This is a genomic window from Latilactobacillus sakei (assembly GCA_002953655.1).
GTDB lineage: Bacteria > Bacillota > Bacilli > Lactobacillales > Lactobacillaceae > Latilactobacillus > Latilactobacillus sakei_A.
The window spans coordinates 163,744-188,127 of record CP025839.1 but is presented as its reverse complement, the minus strand read 5'-3'; the positions used below and the strand labels follow the sequence as shown (position 1 = coordinate 188,127).

The window sequence follows — 24,384 nt, the reverse complement described above, 5'->3', positions numbered from 1 at the left end:
TAAAACTAGTGATAACGATGTTCAATAATCTTTTCTAAAATAGCTTGGCGTTGCTTTTCCTTGGCTGTACCAAACTGGTTTTCTTCTAATGAATTAAAATCGTTTGCTAATAAAACGGATTCAAGATATAACGTCAATTGACGTTTAATATAAACCTTGTTGTCTTCGTTTGTTTGCTTCGGATTTCCGGCGATAATGGCTGCTGCAAATTGATCTGCATCGATGGTTAATTTATTATCATTCATTCTAATAGCCTCTTTCTAAAATAGATTTTTAGCCGGAAACCGTTTAAGCGTGATCTCTAATCGCGGTGTAAACGCATTCTTCAGCTAACAAATTCATTTTACTAAACTTTTACTAAAATGTAAACGGTTAATGATAATTTCATTAGTTTGTTTAAATTTAGTACCTTGCCAAAATAAAAAGGGTTTCTCGAAAGAGAAACCCTTTTTATTAGCCTTCAATTAAGGTTAAAAATCGATCCGCCCAAATATCTTCATAGAAGGCGATTGTTTGTGTTGCTGTCATCAATGAATTAGCAACGGTCGTCGAAAGTCCTGAAACCATTTGTAATTGATAACCCAGACTGTGGGCTACCTTGACTGTTGTATCAACGCAATACTCAGTTTGCGCACCACAAATTTCTAGTGAATGGATTTGCTTTTGTTCTAATAAAACCTGCAGATTGGTTTGCCAGAATGAATTAGCATGGGTCTTTTGCACAAATTGCGCATCAGCTGGCACGGATAATTCTGGCACTAGTTGCCAAGCGTATTGTGGTGCTAATAAGGTTGTATCATTATGCTGGACAAAAATTATTGGTCGCTTATTCGCTTTATAAATTTCAATTCTAGCATTCACCTGTTCAATCAATTGTTTAAAATTAGCAACCGGTTGTTTACCTTTGCAAACCCCATTTTGTAAATCAATCACTAATAAACAATCTGCCAAATCCACCATCCATAATCCCACCCAATACTCTTTTTAAAAAGGATACCATTTTATACCACTAAATTTTAGGTGAATCGTATCATAAGCTAGTGATTCTACTAATGGCTCATCCCGGCATGGATCTTATCGATATTCCACTTCATCATTGTGTAGTAGGTATCGCCCGGTTTTCCTTTTTGCGCCAAGGAATCCGTAAAGATTTTTGCATAGATTGGTAGTCCCGTTTCTTGGGCAACTTTAGCCATGGATTTCGGCGATACCGATGTTTCCACAAACAAACTCTGAACATCTGTTGCCGCAATTTTGGCAAGGACCGATTTCATTTGGGTTGGTGTCCCTTGCGATTCCGTATTGATTTCCCAGATATAAGTTGGGGTCACGCCATAAGCTGCTCCGAAGTATTTAAAAGCACCTTCAGAAGTCACCAATACGCGCCGTTTTTCCGGAATATCAGCAAATTGCGTCTGGGCCTTTGCATGTAATTTTTCTAATCGCGCAATATACTGATCCGCATTTTGGCGGTAATAATCAGCATTTTTAGGATCCTTAGCTTGCAAGGCAACCGTTATATTTTCAACATACTGCATGCCATTGGCCAAATCCAACCACGCGTGTGGATCTGGCTCGTCCTTATTGGTCGTTAGATGTTGGACCTTGATCCCTTTAGTCGTCGCAAAAACGTCTTCCCCAAACTTTTTATGTGCGATTGACACTAACTTTTTAAACCAACCATTGCCACCCGTTTCAAGGTTTAAACCATTATGAAATAACACATCGGCATCGGTTGCCTTGGAGATATCAGTTGGTTGGGGTTCATATTCATGGGGATCGGTCCCTCGTTTAACGATACTGTACAATTCGATTCGATCCTGGCCAACATTGGCGACCATATCTTCTAAAATTGAATTGGTGGTCACAACTCGTAATTTGGTGTGCTGACTATTAGCTTGTATTTTAGCTTGTGCCCGTTGGTGAATAAAACCGTACACACCACCAATAATGCCAGCGACGGTTAATAAAGTAATGAGTATTTTTTTCATCGTTATTGCCCTCCCTTAGCTGAACGCCATTTCAAAAAGCCTTGCTTGGGTGCGCAGATAAACGAAATCGCGAACAAAACAGCGGCCATTAAGACAATTGCCGGGCCAGACGCCCAATTGAAGGTATAACTGAAATACAGCCCACTAATCGCCGCAACGGCCCCTATGCTAGCTGATAAAAAGAGCATCGTCACGAGTTTATTAGTCCACAAAAAGGCCGTCGCAGCAGGTGTAATTAGCATCGCCACTACCAGAATAATCCCGACCGTTTGTAACGCTGAAACCGTTACTAACGTTAAGACCAACATCAAGCCATAATGTAAGACTTGCGTTTTAAGCCCGTAAGTTCTGGCGTAGGTTTCGTCAAATGAGGTAATCAATAATTCCTTATAGAAGAAGGAAACAAATAAGATGACAATCCCTAACACAATCGCAGTCGTCATAATATCCTGATCACTCACTGCTAAAATATTACCGAATAAAATATGATGGAGATTCGTCGCACTTTCTGCCATCGAAATCAGGATAAAGCCCAATGCGTAAAACGCACTGAAGACGACCCCAATCGAAGTATCCGTCTTAATCTTACTGTGGGTCGCGACAAAACCAATCAAGACCGCCGCTAGAATGCCGAATACGGATGCGCCAACCAGCACGTTGATCCCTAACATATAGGCAACGGCCACGCCAGGTAACACGGCATGCGAAATCGCATCGCCCATCAAGGACATCCCTCTCAAGATAATGAAACTTCCGATAACCCCCGACATAATCCCAACCATAATGGCGGTTAATAATGCACTTTGTAAAAATTCGTAGCGCCCTAATGCGCCCATAAATGCTGAAATACTGGTCATTGGTCTACCTCCTGTTTTTCAAACAAGACGGCCGATAAGTCGGCACTAAATGCGCGCTCAATATTCTGGGCATTATACACTTGATCAGTCGGACCATAATCTACGATACCGTGATTCATAACCACTAAATCGTCAAAATACTGTGACACTTTGTTCAAATCATGATGGATGACAATAATTGTCTTCCCTGCATCCCGCCACTGTTTCATAATGGCCATGATTGCCGTCTCACTTTGTAAATCAATGCCGACAAAGGGTTCATCTAAAATAATGATCTCCGCTTCTTGTACAATTGCGCGGGCCACGAAAACCCGTTGCAATTGGCCCCCTGATAACTGGCCAATTTGGCGACGTTCAAAATCAGCGAGGGCCACCTGTTCTAGTGCTGCTCGACTGGCCGCTTTTGCCTGCTTGCCTGGATCGCGAAACAAACCTAACTTGCCATACGTGCCCGTTAATACAACATCAAAAACGCTGATTGGAAAATTTAAATCCAAATCTTTTCGCTGTTCAACATATGCAACTTGTTTTTGGACAGCCCGCATTGATTTCCCTTGATATAAAACTGAGCCTTGCTGTGCTTTAACCAACCCTAATATTGCTTTAATGAGTGTTGATTTGCCTGCACCGTTTGGTCCAATGATGCCAGTGATTTTGCCTGCGTCAAAGTGAACGGCAACATCAGTAAATACTGGTGTGTCATCGTAAGCAACGGTGAGGTTCTTAACTGTTAACATAAAGAGCCTCCATTCTTTTAGGTAAACCTAACTTTACATCTATCAGCATAACTGATTTTAATGCAATTAACAAATATTTTAGTCTAGGCTAAAAATATTAAAGATAACATTTGATTTAATTAATAATTTTTTCACATGAATTCACCTTAAATCCCACACTTTCACCCTCAAAAGCGCTATACTAGTAGTAATTAATCGATAAGGAGTGTTTTAATAATGAAAAAACCAATTAAGGGTTCATGTACGACAGTCTTAGTCGGCAAGAAAGCTTCAATCGACGGGTCAACAATGATTTCTCGAAATGATGATGGTCACGAAGCGCTAGATCCTCAACGTTTTGTTGTCGTCAATCCTGAAGATCAACCACGCGATTACCAAGCCGTGATCAGTGGTGTGCAAATCAAATTACCTGATAACCCAATGCGTTACACATCAATTCCTAACTCATTACTCACAAACGGCATCTGGCCAGCGGCTGGGATTAACAGTGAAAACGTCACAATGTCAGCAACTGAAACAATTACCACTAACCCCCGTATTCAAGGATTAGACCCACTCGTTGCCGGTGGTATCGGTGAAGAAGATATCGTTACTTTAGTCTTACCTTACATCCACAGTGCTCAAGAAGGGGTTGAACGTTTAGGCGCGCTTCTCGAAGAATTCGGCACATACGAACCAAACGGGATTGCTTTTTCTGATCAAGACAGTGTTTGGTGGCTGGAAACAATCGGTGGTCATCACTGGGCTGCTGTTCGCATCCCGGATGATGCCTACGTAGTTGCCCCTAACCGCATGAACATCGACCACTTTGATTTTGATTCAGCCGACACACTTTGCTCAGCTGATTTAAAAGCCTTAATTGATGATAATCACTTAAATCCTGACTTTGAAGGTTACAACCTCCGTCACATTTTCGGTAGTGCAACCATCAAAGATACCGTTTATAACAACCCTCGTACTTGGTATGGTCAACAATATTTCAACCCAGAAATTAAACAAGATCCAATGGACCATGATTTACCATTCATCTGCCATGCCAACCGTAAAATTTCAATCGAAGACGTTAAATTTGTCTTGAGCGCCCACTTTGAAAATACGGAATATGATCCTTACGGTAGCGCACCAGAAGACGTTAAAACACGCTTCCGTCCTATCGGGATTAACCGGAATCACAATGTGCACATTTTACAAGTTCGCAACAACGTGCCTGCTGAAATCGCTGGTATTCACTGGTTAGCTTATGGTGCTAACACCTTCAATACAGTTGTACCATTCTACGCCAACGTTAATGACACACCGGAATCATACAAGAATGCGACCGGAACATTCGACCTTAATAATATGTACTGGTTAAGCTGTACAACCGCCTTACTTGGTGATACCGACTATGACTTCTACGTTGATATGCGCAACACCTTCGAATTAGAAGCAATGAGCGCTTATCACGAAATCCAAAACGCAACTGACAAAGCCTTTGACGGTCAAAAAGATGCCGTTGCCTTCTTGGAAGAAGCTAATAACAAACTAGCAACAGAATCTCTTCAACGCCAAACAAAACTATTAGGCGAAATGGTGATTTCAGGCTCAGAACACATGAAATTACGTTATAACTTGAATGACTAATTGGTCATAAAAATGAGCTTCAGACAAATATTGTCTGAAGCTCATTTTTTCTTAATCTATTTGACTCAACGTTTCAAAAATTTCCGCAGTTGCCTGTACTTTTTCTACTGGTTTCGTGAGTGTTGCCAACTTAGTCTGGTAAAATTGGTCTATCTTTTTAACAACATTTTCACCAATTGTTGTTAATGCAATTATAACCACTCGCTGATCTTCATTAACACCACTACGTTCTTTAGACAAATAGTTGCTGTAATAAAGTTGCGTTAATTTACGACTCACCGCTGCTCTTGAGATATGCAAGTCTTCGCTCAATTTTGTTGGTCTAATCCCACCTGCAACCGCAATCCGTTTCATCAAAACAAACTGTTCAAATGAAATATGATATGCCTCACATGGCTCATTAAGGGCCCTTCTCATATTATCTAACTGCTGAATTGCCTCGTAAAAGACTAATGTATTCTTAACCATCTATATTCACCTCACATTCCTCTTAACATATCGCTATATTTAGTCGTGTTAATCTGTTTTGCTAAAAAAGGATTCTGGATAGCCAGAATCCTTTTTTCAGCGCTATATTATGAAGCTTGAACACCTGTATATAATGTCCATGTTAAATGAGCTGTATAGATGTCATTACCAACTTTTGAATCTTTTGGCAATGTTAAGTTGATGTCTGAACGATCCCAACCAAAGACGTTAGCACCTTGACCTTCAGAATCAGCGGCATCAGCAACTAGAACTTCTTCACCTTTACCATCTAATGATAATGACACGTTGTTCGTAATTGTTGATACGTCGCTATTATCAATAGTTGTATCAGCTTGGAAATCACTATCTTGGGCTTCATTTGTCAATTTAGGAACATCTAATGTCCGACCATAAGCAGTGTTTTTAAGCAATAGATTAGCATTATTGATTGTTTCACCGTTGTTAGTTGCTGTTAAAACATCATCTGATTTAACTTTTAATTGCCATGTACCACTCTTCTTTGTTGTTTTAGCAGTTTCGCCTTCTGGATCATTATTTTCACGAGTGACTTGTTTATCAACAACTGTTGCCCATGCTTTTCCCTTAACATCTTCTAATTTAGGATCTTCCGTATTTAAAGTTGCTGTTAAATTAGTATCTGTATTTTTGTATGAGGCATGACGATCATTGCTATCGATACTTACGTTATGGCCAGTAGCATCAAATGTTGGGTATTGTGATAGGAATTCTGTATGGTTACCAAAATCTAGTACGTGCGGTACCATTTGTAAACGTAAGTAGCCAGTATTCCCGTTATCAGTGTTATCACCAAATGAGATCCCAACTTCAGTATTGTCAGACATTGGTAATTCTGTGCCACCATTAGCATTGGCATCGTGTTCTGGTGTAGCAGCGAATGTTGCTGTTGGTGCAAGAATGCTTAAGATTGTGCCGGCTGTTAAAGCTGCACTAGTTAATTTTGTGAATTTCATTTGAAATTCCTCCCTAGATATAATTTGTGCTCTGAGCACGTTTTTTATAAGACACGTTATGTGTCGTTATAACGAATTTAGATGGTCCATCTGTCAAATGATTAGCTAATTTGACGGGTATTTTTACGGCTGATAATCACAAACTAATGATCAGCGCAGCCAGTACTGTCTTACATTGTGAGTGTGGTATACGTATTAAAATTGATGTAACTCACAATTGCGAAGGCTAGACTCACCAGAAATAAGATGGTCGTCAGTGTGGTTAGTGCAATGAACGTATATTTAACAGTTGAATAGTTATACTTATCGATTAATTTATTAATCATTTTTTGAATCCCTACTTCCATGTTTCCGAATGTCATAAATTGATATCACCACTAATAAGACGCAGATAGTAATAGCAGTTAGTAAGATACGGCGCCTTTTTTGATAATCCGGATTATGATCATTAATGTAGCGCGCATCCGTTTTAGTAATTTGAACGTTTTTCTTAATTTGGCATTGATACTGATCACTCTTAAAGTGAGCAACCATGGTGTAGCGTCCTGCTACCAATCGTTTGCCACCCAATAACAAATTGGCGTTAAAGGTCGAATTAGGTGCGATGTGCATTTTTTTCAAATCTAGCTTGTAATTGAAAAAGCCTAACTTCTGATTGGTTAACTTAATTGATAAATGACCCTTTTTGAGAAAAATCGGATCGGGATTATTCACTTTAAACTGTAAGGCTGCTTGTTTATCAACAAATCCCGCCTGCATCGTAGGCATTTGTAAATGATGCAATTCTTTGTGTGGTAACTTTATCCCATTTAAAGTAACGCCAACTGCATATACATAACGGTTGTTGATGCTGCCCCCTGTGGGCCCCATGGCCGCTAAGTTAATCGCGAGCGCTTTTTTCCCTTTAAAAGCAGTGGCCGGCATTTTAATCCTTACTTTCACCCACTTTTGTGCTTTAGGTGGGACCACCACGCTCGGTTTGAAACGTAGATACTGACTCCCTGGGTCGGTCAGTATTTCTCTTGCCACCGGTTTATCCGATAAGTAATCAATCCGGCCATTATCTGCCGTTTGTGCATCTTTGGCACTGACCTTAACCGTAATCGGCTTATCCGTTGGGTTAAAGATCTTAATTTTCACAGTCTTCTCAGCTTTGGGTTTTAACTTAAGATTGAAGTAGCCAAGTTTATTCCCCCCAAGATTATCCTTTGGTATTTCTGGATAAATCATAAATGTTACTTTCTGTTTTGAATCCGCAGATGCCGCCATAACAAACTGTGATTGCTGTTGAAGCATCAAGGCCCAAAAAGCGAGCATTATGGTGATTATTAAGCATCGTTTTTTCATGAGCGTCTCAATACTTTAATCAAACCGGTAACCGAAACGAGCATTAAGACCCCACTGGCAGTTGCCACATAAGCCCACTTATTCGTTGGTTTTTTAAGCGCTTGTGCATTAACGTTTTTGACATCATCGGCCTTAATTGTGAAACTCTTTTTGAAGCGCCAAGTCAACGGCAACTTATTCCAGAGATTTTGACCCTGAACGACCGTATCAATCGTGTATTTTCCTGGTTTCAACTGTTCGTAATCCCACGAAATCGGTAGGGTTAACACTGAGTTAGGGGCGACAGATTGGTTGCTAGTTGTATAAACATGTTTAGAAGAAAAGAGCCCTTCTTTAGAAACAACTGCCTTGGCGCTAACCTTATTAATGACCATTGGTTGTGTATTGCGGATCTTAATCCCCATTGCAGCATGTCGCCGATAAATCATGGCTTCGGTTTTGTCATATTTCAATTCGGGGTATACCTTGTAGTGCTGACCTTTCAGCGCAACGCCTACTGAATAGGCATAGTTACTACCAACTGATGATTGGCCACCTTTTTTATGAAGATATTCGATAAAATGCCAATCGCCATAAATCATGCCGCTTGTCCGATCTTCCGGCATTGTAACCGTCATTTTAAGAATTTTAGTCTCTTGCGCTGCCAATTTAATGGTTTCGCTCTTTTTATCTAATTTAGCAATTTTAGTGAACGGTACTTTCAAGCTTGGATCTAACCCTTTAGTGTTAGCTTGAAAACTAACGCCACCACCAACTTGGGTCATCGAATTTCTTAAGTCGGAATGCACCGTAATCGCGTGATCCGTAAAGTTCTGAATCCGCATTTCGAGTTTTTTAGTTTGTCCCTGCGCCAAACTCATGTTGAAGTAATTTAAACTTAAATCCTCTTGTTCATCTGGCAAGATGGGCTGCACTTCAAAGTCCGCTTTTTGAGTTTGAGCAGCAGCTTGAACCTGTGTCATTTGACAGAGCATCAAGCCCCCAAACGCCAAGCTCAATACCATTAAACGTCTAACAAATTTCAATCGTACGCACCTCGTTTTATTATTCTGCGATTACTAGTGACCAAGTTAATTGGCTCGTATATTGTCTTGGGAATCGTTTTGTTGCTTTAGGCACTTTCAAACCAATACTGTAATCAGCCTGTTGGGCATTCCCAAATTGATAAGCCCAAATCCCAAAGCCATGTGCGGCATAGTAACCAGGATCAGGTGTCTTATTGGTGTGCGTCATTAAATTAACTGCCGCGCCTTTAGGTGCCAGTTCAAATTCAGAAGTTAACTTAGAAACTGGTGCGGTTGAGCCAATATCATCACTTTCTTTTAAAGCAATTTGACCGTTGTGGAAGTTCAACACAGCATCATCTAAGAATTTTTGGCTACCACCAATTTTTTCATTGGCATTGGTATGGAACTGATCATCTTGTTTAACATTGAGTGTCCAACCTTTAGAAGTGTAGTAATCTTCAACACCGACTTCATATGGTTGTTTTTTATCATCTTGAGTTTTCGCTTTTAGATAGTAATTACGATCAGTCGCTGTTGTATCGTGTTTACCAAAATCCCAACGCTTGTCGGCAATAATGCCAATGTGAGATTCTTCATACCGATAAGTAATGACTTGTTCATCTTTGGCATAAGTAACGGTATAATCGTGGGCCAATGTCCAATCAGGTTTCGTGGTTGAGCCCCAATCTGGATTAGTCATATTAGAAGAGTCAACAACGGTCCAATTACCGTCTGTTTCTGGTATCACTTTAGGTTGCACCAGTTTAGTGTCACCAATCTTGCCATCAAAGGTTTCATCTTCGGCCAACTTGTGATTTTCATCTTTGCGATCCCGATAACGAACCACGATTCGACCCTTGCTTTGCTTAATGTTCAATTTGGCATTATCAGAAGTGCCTTTACCAAATTCAGTTGTTAAACTAGCTTGATTATTAATAACTGACTTATCGGTTTCTTTGACTTTTGCTTTGATATAAGCAATTGCCATCCCCCGGCCCGCAGCCGGTAGAACATGATCCAATGTCACCTGATCATCCGTTAAATCCGCAGTTTGAGTAGCTGTAATATTTTCATCTTTATCGAGATAGTCAATCTTAACTTGTTGAATATCGCCTAAGTCCGGATCTAGAACATCCTTTAGAACGGTCCCTCCTTTGGTATCAACCGATGACAGATTAACCAGTTGGATTCGATATTCAACTTGATCATCAACTTCAACTTCTGTTTCTGGTGCAAAATCATCATCAGCCTTGGTTAAATTTTTGACCTCTTTGATAACTGTGGGGGGTGTTTTTTTTCCTACCTTTACTTTCGCGACATTTGAATGCCATGGTCCACCATAACTACCACTAATTAGTGAGAAAGTATTATCGATTTCCGATTTACTATCAGAATTAATTGTCGCTTTAAAGGCAAATCTAATCTTTGTTGGTTTTTTAACCGCTTCTGCTAATTTAATTTCTCCAGTACTTGGCTCAATCGCAACATTCTGGGGAGCCCCCCAGGAACCATCCTCTTGCCCAATTTGCATTTGTATTTCGTTCTTCAATAAAGTCAAATTATTGTCAATTGCATCTTTGAAGATAGCACCTGATAAATCTTTGCCAGGATCCAAACTAACGACCGCTTCATATTCGACCGTATCATCTTTATAAGCACTAGTTTCATCTTTAAATACTTTTTCATCCTCTGAAACATTTCTAACTTTTTTTGTTAGAACCGGATCCGCCGGCTTATCAATCTGTAACGTTACTAAATTACTTTGAACCCCAAAATCCGTATTATAGGCAAGACCACGATTAAGTAATTTAGTCCCGTCTGCAATATCATTCGTAACTTTTGCGCTAAACTTCAATTTATTTATTTGATCCGTTTTTAAATCGCCAATAGGCACATTTAATGTCTGTCCACTGACATTACCACCGTCACTAACCACAGCACCATCAGATGTAATTGTTCCAGGAACGTACTTGATCCCTGTTGGCAATAATAATTTAATAAATATATCGCTCCAATCCTCAGGACCATCAATATATTTAGTATCTAATTCATATGTTAATGAATCGCCTGGTCTTACTTGTCCCAAATCAGTAATAACTTCTTGTGTTCGTTCATCTTTTATTTTTAATAATTGAGATCCTTTTTGTGGAATTTCTGAAATAGCGACTGCATTCAGAGCACTTTTATTCCCAGTAGAACCTGTAAAGCCCCAATATGCTTCATTCGCGCCAAAAACTTTTGAAGGCTCAAATTGATAAGTTTGCTCATCAAGTCCCTCTAATCCATAAGTCATTACTTTATGTGTTGCATCCCACGCTACTTTAAATCGACGCCACTTACCATTCGATAAATAATCACTTGGATATTGCGGATTAATGTGATTCCCAGAAGCTGTATTATTTTTTGCTTTAGGAATCACAATTGCGATATGCCCCTTGCCATTATTACTATTAACTTCCTTATCAATTGGATCACGTGAACCTGTATTCATATACGTATCAAACTCAATGGATAAAGCATTTTTGACATAACCATTGCGACTATTACTGGAGTTCCCGTAAACACCTAACGCGAAACCACCACCGGCAATTACTTTCTTGGGTGTTGAAGACATTCGCGGATCATTTTGAAAGGTAAACGTTATCCCATCGGCGGCATTGCTTGTTTGATTACCTAGGTAAATGTATGAATCATATACAAAATCTTTACTAAAATTCAGTTTTTTCTTTGACCAGATACCACCTACTTGTCCAGTTCTATTTGTAATCTGTAACACATCATTTTCTTTGTCATATATCGGACTTGTCCCAACTTGTTGGGTTAAAACCCCTGACATTGGAACGGTATCATCTGGTACTGGTAAATATTCTGTTGAAGCTCGACTATTGGCATACCGTGACTCTGTTTCTTTGGCGGCCGTTTTCTGTTCTAATATTTCCTTAGAAAATTGACTGGCCTGAATAATTCCTTTAAAAATGAGTGGCTCAGATTCATAATGACTGCTGGTCATCACAGTTGCTAACTTCAATTGTTGCTCGCTAAGCGTTGTACTGTTCTCAATTTTAAAAACTAATAAATAATCTTTTTTAGCAACTGATTTAAGTGAATTATTCACAGTCGATGCACTAGCAGATGGTTTCTGTTCATCTCCAATAATTTCTTTTAGCGTTATCTGTTTTGCTTTGTCTTTTGGATCAAATTCGACTGAATAGGTCGGATTTTGATTCAATTTCTCTGTGGCAGTTACATCAAATATTGCACCATCCGGTACAGTCAACGTTAAATCTCGTTGTGCCTTTGCTTGGTCGCTCACTTTAATCACGATTTGTTTATCATTAGATAATTCTTGGTTCGACGTTAACGCAAGATCTGAATCTACCTTAATACTACTTTCAGCAAGACTTGTTCCGGTCGTGGCGATGATTTGAAGACTCATTACCAGCAATAACACCAACCTGAACATTATATTTCGTTGATTAAAAGTCACGTTCTATCCCTCCCAAGAAATTGCTAATGACAACAGCTAACTAAAGTATTTACGCACTACAACCTATGCAGTCAAACCAATAACCCGCGCTACTAAATTGCAGATAAATAATTAACCACGTGTACATTGTCGATAAACAAAGAATAACATGGTAACTGTTTGCCAAAAAGCAAATAACTGTTACCCATAAGTAACAGTTTCCTGTTGATATTTACCCCTATAACTGTTTACGGTAAGCAACTATCTTGCCAATTTGTCATTTTAAATTTATTCTGATACTATCAAGTGCAATTAGTTAACTCATTAACTAAAATCGTTAAAAGTTAGGTTGTGCCGAGCAATGAAGGATTTTTTCTTATCAAGTAAAGCCATCACACTACTACAATTATTTAAATATATTGAGAATGCCGAGACTTCCCCGACATTAAAAGAGATTATGTTACAATTTTCGCTTACAAAGATTACAGCTATCCGCTACCTCAAAGAAATTCAACAGGATCTCACTGAGTTAGACCCCAAAATAAAGTTGATCACAACTGATAATCAATATAGCGTAGTCTATCCTGCAGGCCGTTCCTTTAGTGCAACTATTTTTAGACTCCGTTTCACCTATATCGTACGGACAACTAAGTTCCAAGTAATGGATGCCCTTTTTAAAAATAATTTTAGCTCGATCCAAGCTTTGGCAGAAGCTACCAACCTTTCCCCCTCTACGATTCAAAATACGATTAAACCGCTGAAACACTATTTTAAAAATTTCAATGTTTCAATTTCATTCAGAAGTAGTCAAAATATTATTGGTGAACCACTCCATATCAGAATATTGATGGTTTATACCTACAATGCCATTTATCGCGGAAATGTATTGCCTGATTTTGTCACGAATCAGTCCCAATATTCACTCACCGTTAAAGACCACTTGAGTTTTTCACAACGTCACCAACTTAAGTTATTAAAGACTGTCACTTATTTTGATTTAATCCAGAAAAAAAATACCGTCACCCTAACGCCCAAATTGCGTCAATTACTAACCGCAGTCAACGACACTAATCCAATCGTCATCGAATTACCCGGTTTTTCTGAACAAGTTTTGCAAGATGAATCTGCGCTCTTCGGTTTTTTATTACGCTTATTAGTTGCTAATTACGACACATCAGCAGAGAAAATCGCCATTTCCAGAGCGATTTTAGCCCTTGACACGGCTTTTACAAATGACGTGCAACAATTGCTACAACATTTCTTCGTTGCCTTTAAACTTGAACAAAATGAAACACACTTCCTTGAATCGTTTTACTATCTTGTAGTGACGCTCATCTACCTCGAATTCATCTCCGTTGATGTCACCGGATTTCTAGAATTCAGTATCTCCATGTCGGCCTTCAAAGAAGAAAACATTAACGCCGATCCCGTCTTTAAGTCCTTAAAATCCTTCCTCTCCGAAGAAGCCAAAACTTATCCTAAATTACTAGATAGCACCATGGGGAACATGTTATACTCATTATTTTTCTTCTTGTTGGATTACAATGTCCAAATTAAGCCACTGAAAATTAACGTCCAATATACGAAAAACTTCTATGCTGCCAATATGATCAGTGAGAGTTTACAAAATGTTTTTGGCTCGGCAATCACTTTTACCGATCGAATTGATCAAGCAGATTTCATTGTCTCGGATAGTTACGAAAATGCTGAAGCATTGCAGGGGGACTTTTTCTTGTTCAACAATATTTTCAATCCACATGATTGGTCAACCTTACTCAGTACCGTACTACAACAGGTTTATAGCAAAACCTTTTACAAAACAGTACATCATGATTGTGTTACTAAATACTACTAACAAAGGACTATCAAACAAAAAGAGCATCAGGAAGATTAGATGAAAATCTAACTTTCCTGATGCTCTTTTATTTCTTAAAATGTAAAAATTCTTTAAACCAGCATTACTAATAGTTTCATTCAATGATGTCGGTGCTAATTGGTTCACGTTCTACTTTTTTGGCATCCCCAGTATGTGATTTAGTGTTGCCGTATAAAATCGTGAGATCTAGTCCTGGTTTTTGCATCTCAGGATAATATTTTTGATCCGCTGCAGCTAGATTAATCTCACGTTTTTCTAAGAAGCTAGTCGCGATTTCATAAATACCATTATCGGCTAATTCTTCAACATGACCTAATAGCATATCAGGTTTTTGATAGATTGCTTGCGGCGTAACTGTCTCACCTTCAGTTCCTTTAGGGAATGAGGCCATATGTTCTGGTGACTGCCCTGCGGCAACTTCATCGGTCTGTGAAATGATGGATAAATATCTTATTGGTTTTGGGAACGGCGTTGAATTGATATGTTTAACAAACTCCGAGCCCGCCTTTACTTGGAAATTAATCGGGACTTGCGCCTGACCATTTGATGTAAGCGCCGGCATTTTATCAAAGCCTGCACTTTGGATTCCTTTAAATGGTGCCCCTAAGGCAACATAATTTTTAACATGTTTAGCCATGAAGGTTGGTCGATAATGCAAAGCCCATGAAGTCGCTAAATTGCCTAAACTATGTGCAATGATATTGATATTTTTTTGTGGATAATCTCTGTGCAATTGCGCTACTGCCTCATAGACAAATTTACCAGAGTAGTTTAAATCAGCGCTGTTCATATTCGGAAGTGTGATGGTCACTGGTATATAGTTTTGTTTAGGTAATTGTGCAGCATAACTCCAAGCCCAGGCGCCGGAACCTGTATTATTTGCACCAGTAACAAGTAAAACGATTTCATTCGAATCATCTTTAAGCTGATCGTCTGGAAGAACCCATAAGTTATTTTTAATCAGATTTTCACTCGGATATTGAACCTTCGAATGTGTTGGTTCTGCATTCGTTTGTTGAGGTGTTTTAAGATGCCACAGGCTAAAAGTCGCTGCAATAAGTACTGCGACACCACCTATAGAAATTACGGATTTTTTCATACTTGAAACCTCCTAAAATTTTCATAGTTCAAATCGTTAACTATTGAGTAATATGATTTTGATATATTACTTAATTCAAATCAATAAATTGTACCCACCATTTTTAAAACTGATTTACTTCAATTCATTTAAACTCGAACCCTACTAACATTTTAATTTCGATAATAGACTTCTGCTAAGATAAGTTAGAAACAATACAGATTATGAATGATGAGATAGACTAGTTACAGATTTTAAAAGATAATTATTTTTTGTTCTAGGATCACTCCTTACTTTTTGGGTTAAATTCAATATAGCAAAATTATAAATCGCTTTCAATGCAATCAACTTATATTAACAATAATTAAAATTGAATATAAATTAATTGTTTATAAGTTGATATTTTTAGAACCATTTAATCCCGCTAATATATTTTAATGATTTAAAGGTAACTATATAACGGGTTTATCTTTGGTTTAAGTTATTTTAGTGATTGATCAAACACTGTCACGTTGGCACGATAGATCTCGTAATTTTGATTATAACTAAACCCAATAATCAATTAGAAACAACACAGGTTACAATAACCATCAGTATAAGTTGTCTATTTAATATGTTCATTCAAAAAGGACAAAGCAGTCCAATTATAATGTTCTTCCATATCGTTTTTAGGACCGGAACAGTAATTAATTATCGTCTCTAATACAAATATTGTATTACTACAAGTAGAAATAGATTTAGCCGCACTAAACAATTGTCTAATCCCTTGAGATTTTCCTTAGCAGACTCACAGTTTCGGTAATTTTCTGAGTTGGAAAATCTATATCTGGTATTTTTTCATCAAACCTTTTATCCAGCTCTGCCATTATTCTATTGCCCTTATTAGAAATTTCAAGTTCTACTATTCTTTGATCTTCATTTTCAAAGGAGCGGATTTTGTTTAGATATTCATTTCGATATAACTGATTAATTTTACGGCTAACTGCCGGTCTTGATATTTTCAATTCATCGCTTAACGCCGTTGGGGTAATACGCTTTTCCAATGATATTCTTTTCAACAACATGAACTGCTCAAAAGAAATTTCGTACTCTTTAGTTAATTGATTTAATGCTCTCCAGGCATTATCCAATCGCTGGAGTTCTTCAAAAAAAGACATCATTCTATCAACCATGGTAATCACTCCTTCATTTTATTACGCTATTGTATTTAACATTGTTATTAAATATTATAAAAAAAGGAATTCTGAATACATCAGAATTCCTTTTTTATATCCGTTCTAGGCTGTAGTAACACCTGTTGACAATGTCCATGTTAAATGAGCTGTATACACGGCATTACTTACCTTTGTATCTTTTGGTAACGTCAAATTAATATTTGAACGATCCCAACCAAATACGTTCGCCCCTTGACCTTCAGCTGTTGCTGCATGAGCAACCTTCACATTTTGTCCAGCTGCATCTAATGGAATTGAGATATTCTTGCTGTAATCTGATACATCTTTATCGCCAGCACCAACATAACCCTTATCTTGGTCTTCATTAGTTAATGTGAAAACTTCACCAGTCCGACCATATTGTGTATCTTTAAGCATTAAATTAGCATTTGAAATTTTTTCACCGTTATTGGCAGTTAAAACGTCATCTGATTTAACCTTTAAATCCCAATCGCCATTAATATTATCAGTAGGTTCTGTTGTATTTTCACGCGTTTCTTGTTTATCAACAACTGTAGCCCATGCTTTACCCTTAACATCTTTTAACTTACCATCTTCAGTATTTAAAACAGCCGTCTTATTTGTATCTGAATTATCATATGAAGCATGACGGTCATTTGAGTTAATACTTACGTTGTGGCCAGTTGCGTCAAAGGTTGGGTATTGTGCTAAGAATTCTGTATGGTTACCAAAGTCTAGTACGTGGGGAACCATTTGTAAACGTAAATACCCAGTATTACCATTGTCACTGTTATCACCAAATGAAATCCCAACAGTTGTCTTGTCAGTCATTGGTAGTTCCGTCCCACCATTGGCGTTGGCGTCTCCTTCTGCCGTTTTTGCAAAAGTTGCAGTTGGTGCTAAGATACTTAAGATGGTGCCAGCTGTTAAAGCTGCACTTGTTAATTTTGTGAATTTCATTTGAAATTCCTCCCTTTATTTAATTGTGCCAAGTGGCACGGTTTTTATAACGTACCTCAGGTACGATTATAACTAAATTAGGTATTGCAACTGCCCAGCTTTATTGATTAAAACAAGGCGGTAATTTTTATGGCTGATAACTCTGTAACATTAATAAGTCAGCGCAGCCAGTCAACCATTACATAGTAATTGTCGTATACGTATTGAAATTAATCTGACTAATAATCGCAAAAACTAAACTGACAATAAACAAGAGTGTTAAAACAACGGTCACAGCAATTAAGCCGCATTTCACTTTTTTGTAACTGTATTTATTGATTAATTTATTCATCATTTTGCTTACTCCTAGCTCGATAGACCTTTACATAATAGATAGTTCCGATGATAAGTAGTATGCAGATCCCTCCGAATAAGAAAACTACTTTTCGACGCCGCTGATAATCTAAATTACGTTCATTAATATATTCAGCGTCTGTTTTGGTAATCTTTACGCTCTTTTTAATCTGTTTTTGGTACTGGTCGCTCTTAAATTTAGCGACCATGGTGTACTTTCCGGGTACTAAGCGTTGTCCGCCAAGCATCAAGTTCACATCAAACTTAGAGTTTGGCGCAATGTGCATTTTTTTTTGGACCAACTGATAGTTAAAGAAACCAATTTTTTGATTCGTTAATTTAATTGATAATTGTCCTTTTTTTAGGAAAGCAGGATCAGGATTAACCATTTTAAATTGTAAGGCAGCTTTTTTATGGACAAAACCAGCTTTCATTATCGGCATTTCTAGGCGTTTTAAATGCTTTTTAGTAACGTTGATTCCATTTAGCGTAACGCCAACAGCATAGACGTAACGATTGTTAATGCTGCCCCCAGTTGGGCCCATTGCCGATAAATTAATCGCCATTGCTTTTTTACCTTTAAACGAGTTTTTGGGCATTTTAATTTTAATCGTTAACCATTTTTCTGCACCCGGTTTAACCGTTAACTGGGGCTTAACCATTAAGAATTGGCTACCTGGTTGTGGCAAGATATGCTTAGGAATCGGTTTTGCTGACAAATAGTCAATTCGCCCATTGTCAGCAGTTTGAGCATCTCTAACATTTGTCTTGACAGTTATTGTTTTGTCAGTTGGATTCATCACTTTAATTTTTACAGTTTTCTCAGTATTAGGCTTCAATCTAAGATTAAAATAACCAAGTTTCCTACCACCTAGGTTCTCTTTTGGTAGTTCTGGATAAATCATAAAAGTGACTTTTTGCGTGGCATCCGAAGTTTCGGCTGAGACGGATTGTACAGACCGATGGAACACCAACAGCCAAAAACCAAGTACTAAACCAATTAGCACGATGTGCTTTTTCATGACCTTCTCAACACTTTCACTAAACCAGTTGCTGATACTAACATTAAAATCCCACTAACCGTCGCGACATAGGCCCATGTATTCGTTGGTTTCTTGAGTGCTTGGTTATTAATAGATTTAACATCATCAGCCTTAATTGTGAAACTTTTTTTGAAATGCCAATTCATTGGTAATTTATTCCATAGATTTTGACCCGTAACGACCGTCTCAACAGTATATTTTCCTGGTTTCAGTTGGTCATAATCCCAAGAAATTGGCATTGTTAAAACTGAATTTGGTGCGATTGATTGCTTACTCATGTTAAAAACATGTTTTGAACTGAATAAACCTTCTTTAGAAACAACAGCCTTGGCGGTCACTTTATTAATAACCATTGGCTGGGTATTCCGAATTTTAACACCCATAGCTGGGTGGCGACGATATAACATTGCTTCAGTCTTATCATATTTCAATTCCGGGTAAACTTTATAATGTTGCCCTCTTAATGAAACGCCTACAGAATAGGCATAATTACTTGAAACTGATGATTGGCCACCTTTCTTATTCATGTACTCAATAAAGTGCCAATCACCATAAACCATGCCGTTAATCTGTTCTTCAGGCATCTTGATATTAACTTTTAAAATTTTTGTTTGTTGAGGCGCTAAATCAATTTTTTGACTCTTCTTTTCTAGCGTCGCTACTTTGTTAAACGGATGTGCTAAACTTGAATCAAGACCCTTAGTATTTGTTTGGAAGTCAACACCACCCCCAACCTGAGTCATTGCATTTCTTAAATCGGAATACACAGTAATTTTATGATCGGTAAAATTTTGAATCCGCATTTCAATTGTTTTTCGTTGGCCTTTAGCTAAGCTTAAATCAAAATAGTTTAAGCTTTGATTTTCTTGTTCATTTGGCAAAATCGGTTGAACTTCGAAATCGGCATTTTGAGTTTTAACATCTGCCTGTGCTTGATTAGCTTGTAGTATAGTCAGTCCCAATAACGTTAGGCTTAGCGCTATTAGGCGTCCAATGAATTTCAATAGTACACACCTCGTTTTATTATTCTGCAATGACCAATGACCAAGTTAACTGGCTCGTATATTGTCGTGGATAACGTTTTGTTGTTTTAGGTACTCGTAAACCAATACTGTAGTCGGCCTGTTTTGAAGCCCCAAATTGATACTCCCAAATCCCAAAACCGTGAGCTGCATAATAACCGGGATCAGGTGTCTTATTCGTATGGGTCATCAGGTTAACAGCCTCTCCTTTTGGTGTTAACTCAAACTCAGAAGTTAACATAGAAACTGGTGCGGTTGCGCCTACGTCATCACTTTCTTTTAAGGCAACCTGTCCATTATGGAAATTTAAGACGGCATTATCTAAAAATTTTTGATCTCCAGCAATCTTTTCATTAGCATTGGTATGGAACTGATCATCTTGTTTAACATTCAAAGTCCAACCTTTAGAGGTATAGTAGTCCTCAACACCGACAGCATAAGATTGTTTTTGATTGTCTTTAGTTTTAGCTTTTAGATAATAGTTTCGGTCAGTGCCAGTCGTATCATACTTACCAAAATCCCAGCGTTTATCAGCAATAATGCCAATATGCGATTCCTCATAACGATAGGTAATCACTTGTTCATCTTTAGCATATGTGACGGTATAATCATGCGCCAACGTCCAATCAGGTTTCGTGGTTGAGCCCCAATCTGGATTAGTCATATCAGAAGAGTCAACAACGGTCCAATTACCGTCTGTTTCTGGAATAACTTTGGGTTGCACTAGTTTAGTGTTACCAATCTTGCCATCAAAGGTTTCATCTTCAGCTAATTTATGATTTTCATCTTTTCGGTCTCGATAGCGAACAACAATCCGGCCTTTAGACTGTTTAATATTTAATTTGGCTTTTTCAGAAGCCCCAGTTCCAAAATCAGTGGCTAGGCTAGCACTGTTATTAATCACCGATTTATTAGTCTCTTTTACTTTGGCTTTGACATAAGCAATCGCCATACCTTGACCTACAGTCGGAATACCATGATCCAAGATAACCTGATTATTAGCCCAGTCAGTGGTTTGCGTCGCAGTTATTTTTTCATCTTTATCCAAATAATCAATTCTAATTTGTTGAATATCTCCTAAGTCAGCATCAAAAACATCCTTTAATATCGCACCCGGTTTAATATCGCCTGAGGCAGTGTTAACAATTTGTATCCGATATTCAATCTCATCGTCAACTTCAGCCGTTGTTTCTGTCATATAATCTGCGTCGGATTTCGTTATATTTTTAACTTCCTTAATTAAGGTTGGCGGTGTTTTTTTGATAACGTTAACTTTAGCGACATTTGATTTAACATCAGCAACCATAGCTGTATTATTAATAACGGTCTTTTTAGTGTCTTGGATAATTGTTTCAAAAGTTAACACTGCACTTCCATTCGCTGGGATAGCTTTTAAAATTAATTGATCACCAACAAAGGTTAAGTCTTCGCTTCTCACCTCACTCCCATTTGAATCTTTATAACTAACATGAACCGCGCTTGGTTCATCTAGATCCGAATCGAGCGGATCTTCAATAATAGCCTCTGGTACTTCTTCCGATTTAGTGTTAGTGAAAACTAATTTATAACCAATTTTATCGTCAATACTTGCTTCTGTTTCAGTAGCATACTTCGCATCTAATCTAGAAATATTTTTTACTTTTTTTGTTAATTCTGGTAATTGTACTTTGATAAACGGTACATCGACTATCGCACTTGCTGAACGTTCTTGTTGATTAACATTACTGTCTATACCAACAACATTGACAGTGTTACGAACAGTTCGCCCAGAAGCTGTGGTTAAAGCCTTCGCTTCAAATGTGACACTAACCCACTGGTTATCTTTAATACTGTTAGGAACTGTAACTTTCAACTCCCGAGTTACTTCATTGTAAGCTGACGGTGAAACGATTGTTTCTTGACCGCTTTGATTTATTAACCTTATTGAATTTGTATCAATTTGAAATTCGGACGGAATAATATCACTAAACGAAACATCACTCCAAGAAGAATCCAATCCCGAATTATGAGCACGTAATGTAAATTTTATATTATCGCCTGGTCTATTACTCCCATCAGTACTGGTTTCATTTTGATATTCTTTATAAGCTTCTGGTGCCACGTCAGGGGCTTTAGTAATCCCTATATCTTGACGATAATGTTGTGATTCACCAGGGGCCAAGGTCGCAAAAGGCCACTTGGCTGTATATGAAGTATCGGAATTTTTTAAAACTGTGTAACCCTCTTCTAAATTCTTTTGTTCCAAGCCCGTTCCAGAAAAATTACGTGGTGTGAACCCATTAAACCACGGATTTCTCCTAGTCCAAGTTTGTGCCGCATAATTAGTTGGTCCATCAGGAACCTTCATATTGATAGCCAATTTATAGGGGTTTTGAGTGATATATAATCCTGCGTTATTGCCCATTGATGACATTGGTACTTTATCATTACCGTTTAACATTGTATCTTGACCAATAAAGGTCCCATAAGAAACAGATTGAGTTGTGTCATTTTTCAAATAAAGCTCCTGTTGAACCGCAGTAGTACCTGATAGTGAAGGCCGCAATAGAATTTCAGCAATTAACGTCTTCCCATTACGTTCAAACTGCCCCATTATTTTGCTAACAAGGTTACCCTCGCTATCATGCCCGACAAAATATGCCTTATTTGTTAACTTGTTAGCTAAGATAGCTTGTTTAGGTCCATCATTACTTTCATTTGGTTCGAAAACAATCCCAAACCCGGTTGATGTTCTTACTGCTTTACTACTAGTGTCTTCTCCCTTAAAAAAAGCGCCGATTGTTTTATTGTTATCTTTAATAAAGATATTAATCTGGCTGCCCTGAATATTGTAGCTAGAAATTTTTGAATCTGCTTCTGCATCAATTCCGCCATTCACACCACCGAAGGTATAATTAAGAAATCGACTTGTACTTCCTTGAAAAGCCTTACTTCCGACCTCTGTTTTTGTCTTTTGAACCCAATTAGGAATACCGTCATCAAAAGTATTGGGATTAATTGCCAATGCTTTTGATGTTGGGTTATCAATCACTTTAACAGTAGCTGTCTTCGAAATTAAATGATCAATTTCGGTAGAAGCCGTAATATCAACCTTCCCAACTGTTGTCGCTTTTACTAGTAGCGTAAAATCTTTCTTTATCGGTTCGTTGCTGGAAATCTTTAAAATGTTCTTCCCTGTATTCTGATTATTTTGTGATTCAAAGTTAATATCCCTGTTATCGCTAGATATTTTTATCGGCGTTAGTATTGCTTTATTGCCAAGATTAATATAGAGAGGCTCATTGATCTCACTAGCATTAAGATCAACTTTTAACTGGATGGTATCTCCAACGATATATTCTGTTTGATTTAGATTAAAGGTTATTTGAGGTGTATCCTCCTTCGACAAACTAGTTTGTCGTTGAACACCATCTGTTCCAACGATATCTTTCAGCAATAGTGGTTTAGATTCATAGTGAACACCATCCATTATTGTTGTCACTTTCAACTGTTGTTTAGCGAATATACTAGTATCTTTTAGTTTAAAGACTAATAAGTATTCTTTTTTGGACGTTGTTGCTTGTCTATTTACCGAATCGTTCTCAATATTTTCAGCTGTTTGTGCTGTTTGTTTTAAAATAACTTGATTGGAATTATTTTTTTGATCAAGGATAGCCGTATACGCTGATTTTTTGTTTAATTGATTACTAGTTGTGCGATCAAATGTGGCCCCCTCTGGTATAGTTAACCCTAAATCACGTTGCGCTTTTGACTGATCGCTCACCCTAATTACAATTTGTTTTTCATTAGATAATTCCTGATCCGATGTTAATGCAAGATCTGAATCTACTTTGATACTACTTTCAGCAAGACTCGTTCCGGTAGTAACAATCAGTTGTATACCCATTACTGCTAGCAACAACAACCTGAACATTATATTTCGTTTATTTAAAGTCACATTTTATCCCTCCCGAGAAATCATTGACGATGATAAAAAACTAAATTGACTACGTGTCCTTTTGGATAATCGAATCAATAATCAGGTATCGATTAACTACATTTATACTTACGGCAGACAAACAATAATATATTAACCACCAATCGAAAAACCGATAAATATCAGCTTTAGGTAGCACAACAGAGAGTGTCATAACTCCTGAGTTATGAACTTTTACGAAATATCTAATTGATAATAACAATTAGATATTCATGATAGTTAAATAAAGCTACTGTAATCATGTTTTTTAAATTAATAGTATTGACTATTTTCTAACTATACGATATTATCTTAAGTGAAATAGAATTGTTCATAACTCAGAAGTTGTGAACTTATTGGCATGATAAAGTGCTAAATCTCTACTGCCACGACCCGATAGAAACCCTTCAAAAGGTTGATAGCAGAAAATAAATCAAAATGAATTGATAACTCA

Annotated in this window: 18 protein-coding genes; 2 read left to right on the top strand and 16 right to left on the bottom strand. The window is 37.7% G+C overall.

The features are described from left to right. Nucleotides 1-5 precede the first annotated feature (5 nt). From C0213_00880 to C0213_00860, 5 genes are all read right to left on the bottom strand, one after another. Nucleotides 6-245, bottom strand: a complete 240-nt coding sequence (locus C0213_00880; GenBank protein AUX11053.1) for a hypothetical protein — start codon at nt 243-245, stop codon at nt 6-8. A 208-nt stretch (nt 246-453) separates the two neighbouring features. Then, nucleotides 454-960, bottom strand: a complete 507-nt coding sequence (locus tag C0213_00875; GenBank protein ID AUX11052.1) for a cysteine hydrolase — start codon at nt 958-960, stop codon at nt 454-456. Between the two features lie 89 nt (nt 961-1,049). Next, complete coding sequence (locus tag C0213_00870; GenBank protein ID AUX11051.1) at nt 1,050-1,991, bottom strand: metal ABC transporter substrate-binding protein; 942 nt, start codon at nt 1,989-1,991, stop codon at nt 1,050-1,052. Between the two features lie 2 nt (nt 1,992-1,993). Beyond that, nucleotides 1,994-2,848 carry a hypothetical protein gene (locus tag C0213_00865; protein ID AUX11050.1) on the bottom strand — a complete coding sequence of 285 codons (855 nt, stop codon included), beginning with the start codon at nt 2,846-2,848 and terminating at the stop codon, nt 1,994-1,996. Next, nucleotides 2,845-3,585, bottom strand: a complete 741-nt coding sequence (locus tag C0213_00860; protein AUX11049.1) for a manganese ABC transporter ATP-binding protein — start codon at nt 3,583-3,585, stop codon at nt 2,845-2,847. The genes C0213_00865 and C0213_00860 overlap by 4 nt, the downstream gene beginning before the upstream one ends. A gap of 216 nt (nt 3,586-3,801) precedes the next feature. Between C0213_00860 and C0213_00855 the strand changes: the two genes are divergently transcribed. Continuing rightward, nucleotides 3,802-5,208, top strand: a complete 1,407-nt coding sequence (locus tag C0213_00855) for a dipeptidase (protein ID AUX11048.1) — start codon at nt 3,802-3,804, stop codon at nt 5,206-5,208. 51 nt (nt 5,209-5,259) lie between these two features. Here C0213_00855 and C0213_00850 read toward each other — a convergent pair whose 3' ends face one another. From C0213_00850 to C0213_00830, 5 genes are all read right to left on the bottom strand, one after another. Further along, a complete protein-coding gene (locus C0213_00850) occupies nt 5,260-5,676 on the bottom strand; it encodes a hypothetical protein (protein ID AUX11047.1) in 417 nt (138 codons plus the stop codon). Nucleotides 5,677-5,783: 107 nt separating this feature from the next. Then, on the bottom strand, nt 5,784-6,668 hold the full coding sequence (locus C0213_00845; GenBank protein AUX11046.1) for a cell surface protein: 885 nt from the start codon (nt 6,666-6,668) through the stop codon (nt 5,784-5,786). Between the two features lie 318 nt (nt 6,669-6,986). Then, nucleotides 6,987-8,015, bottom strand: coding sequence for a hypothetical protein (locus tag C0213_00840; protein AUX11045.1), 1,029 nt, complete (start codon nt 8,013-8,015; stop codon nt 6,987-6,989). Further along, nucleotides 8,012-9,040 (bottom strand): cell surface protein, encoded by a 1,029-nt coding sequence (locus C0213_00835; GenBank protein ID AUX11044.1) that lies wholly within the window; start codon nt 9,038-9,040, stop codon nt 8,012-8,014. Before C0213_00835 ends, C0213_00840 begins: the two co-directional genes overlap by 4 nt. Before the next feature lie 19 nt (nt 9,041-9,059). Continuing rightward, on the bottom strand, nt 9,060-12,485 hold the full coding sequence (locus tag C0213_00830) for a hypothetical protein (protein ID AUX11043.1): 3,426 nt from the start codon (nt 12,483-12,485) through the stop codon (nt 9,060-9,062). A gap of 364 nt (nt 12,486-12,849) precedes the next feature. Here C0213_00830 and C0213_00825 point away from each other — a divergent pair, with 364 nt between their 5' ends. After that, nucleotides 12,850-14,343, top strand: a complete 1,494-nt coding sequence (locus tag C0213_00825; GenBank protein AUX11042.1) for a hypothetical protein — start codon at nt 12,850-12,852, stop codon at nt 14,341-14,343. A 115-nt stretch (nt 14,344-14,458) separates the two neighbouring features. On the opposite strand, the gene C0213_00820 is transcribed toward C0213_00825, so the two are convergent. From C0213_00820 to C0213_00795, 6 genes are all read right to left on the bottom strand, one after another. Continuing rightward, complete coding sequence (locus tag C0213_00820) at nt 14,459-15,463, bottom strand: hypothetical protein (protein AUX11041.1); 1,005 nt, start codon at nt 15,461-15,463, stop codon at nt 14,459-14,461. 737 nt (nt 15,464-16,200) lie between these two features. After that, entirely contained in the window at nt 16,201-16,614 is a 414-nt protein-coding gene (locus C0213_00815; protein AUX11040.1) for a hypothetical protein, read from the bottom strand. Between the two features lie 105 nt (nt 16,615-16,719). Continuing rightward, nucleotides 16,720-17,577, bottom strand: coding sequence for a cell surface protein (locus C0213_00810; GenBank protein ID AUX11039.1), 858 nt, complete (start codon nt 17,575-17,577; stop codon nt 16,720-16,722). 323 nt (nt 17,578-17,900) lie between these two features. Then, complete coding sequence (locus C0213_00805) at nt 17,901-18,932, bottom strand: hypothetical protein (protein AUX11038.1); 1,032 nt, start codon at nt 18,930-18,932, stop codon at nt 17,901-17,903. Next, a complete protein-coding gene (locus C0213_00800) occupies nt 18,929-19,987 on the bottom strand; it encodes a cell surface protein (protein AUX11037.1) in 1,059 nt (352 codons plus the stop codon). The genes C0213_00805 and C0213_00800 overlap by 4 nt, the downstream gene beginning before the upstream one ends. After that, on the bottom strand, nt 19,977-23,888 hold the full coding sequence (locus C0213_00795) for a hypothetical protein (GenBank protein ID AUX11036.1): 3,912 nt from the start codon (nt 23,886-23,888) through the stop codon (nt 19,977-19,979). The genes C0213_00800 and C0213_00795 overlap by 11 nt, the downstream gene beginning before the upstream one ends. Nucleotides 23,889-24,384: the final 496 nt, after the last annotated feature.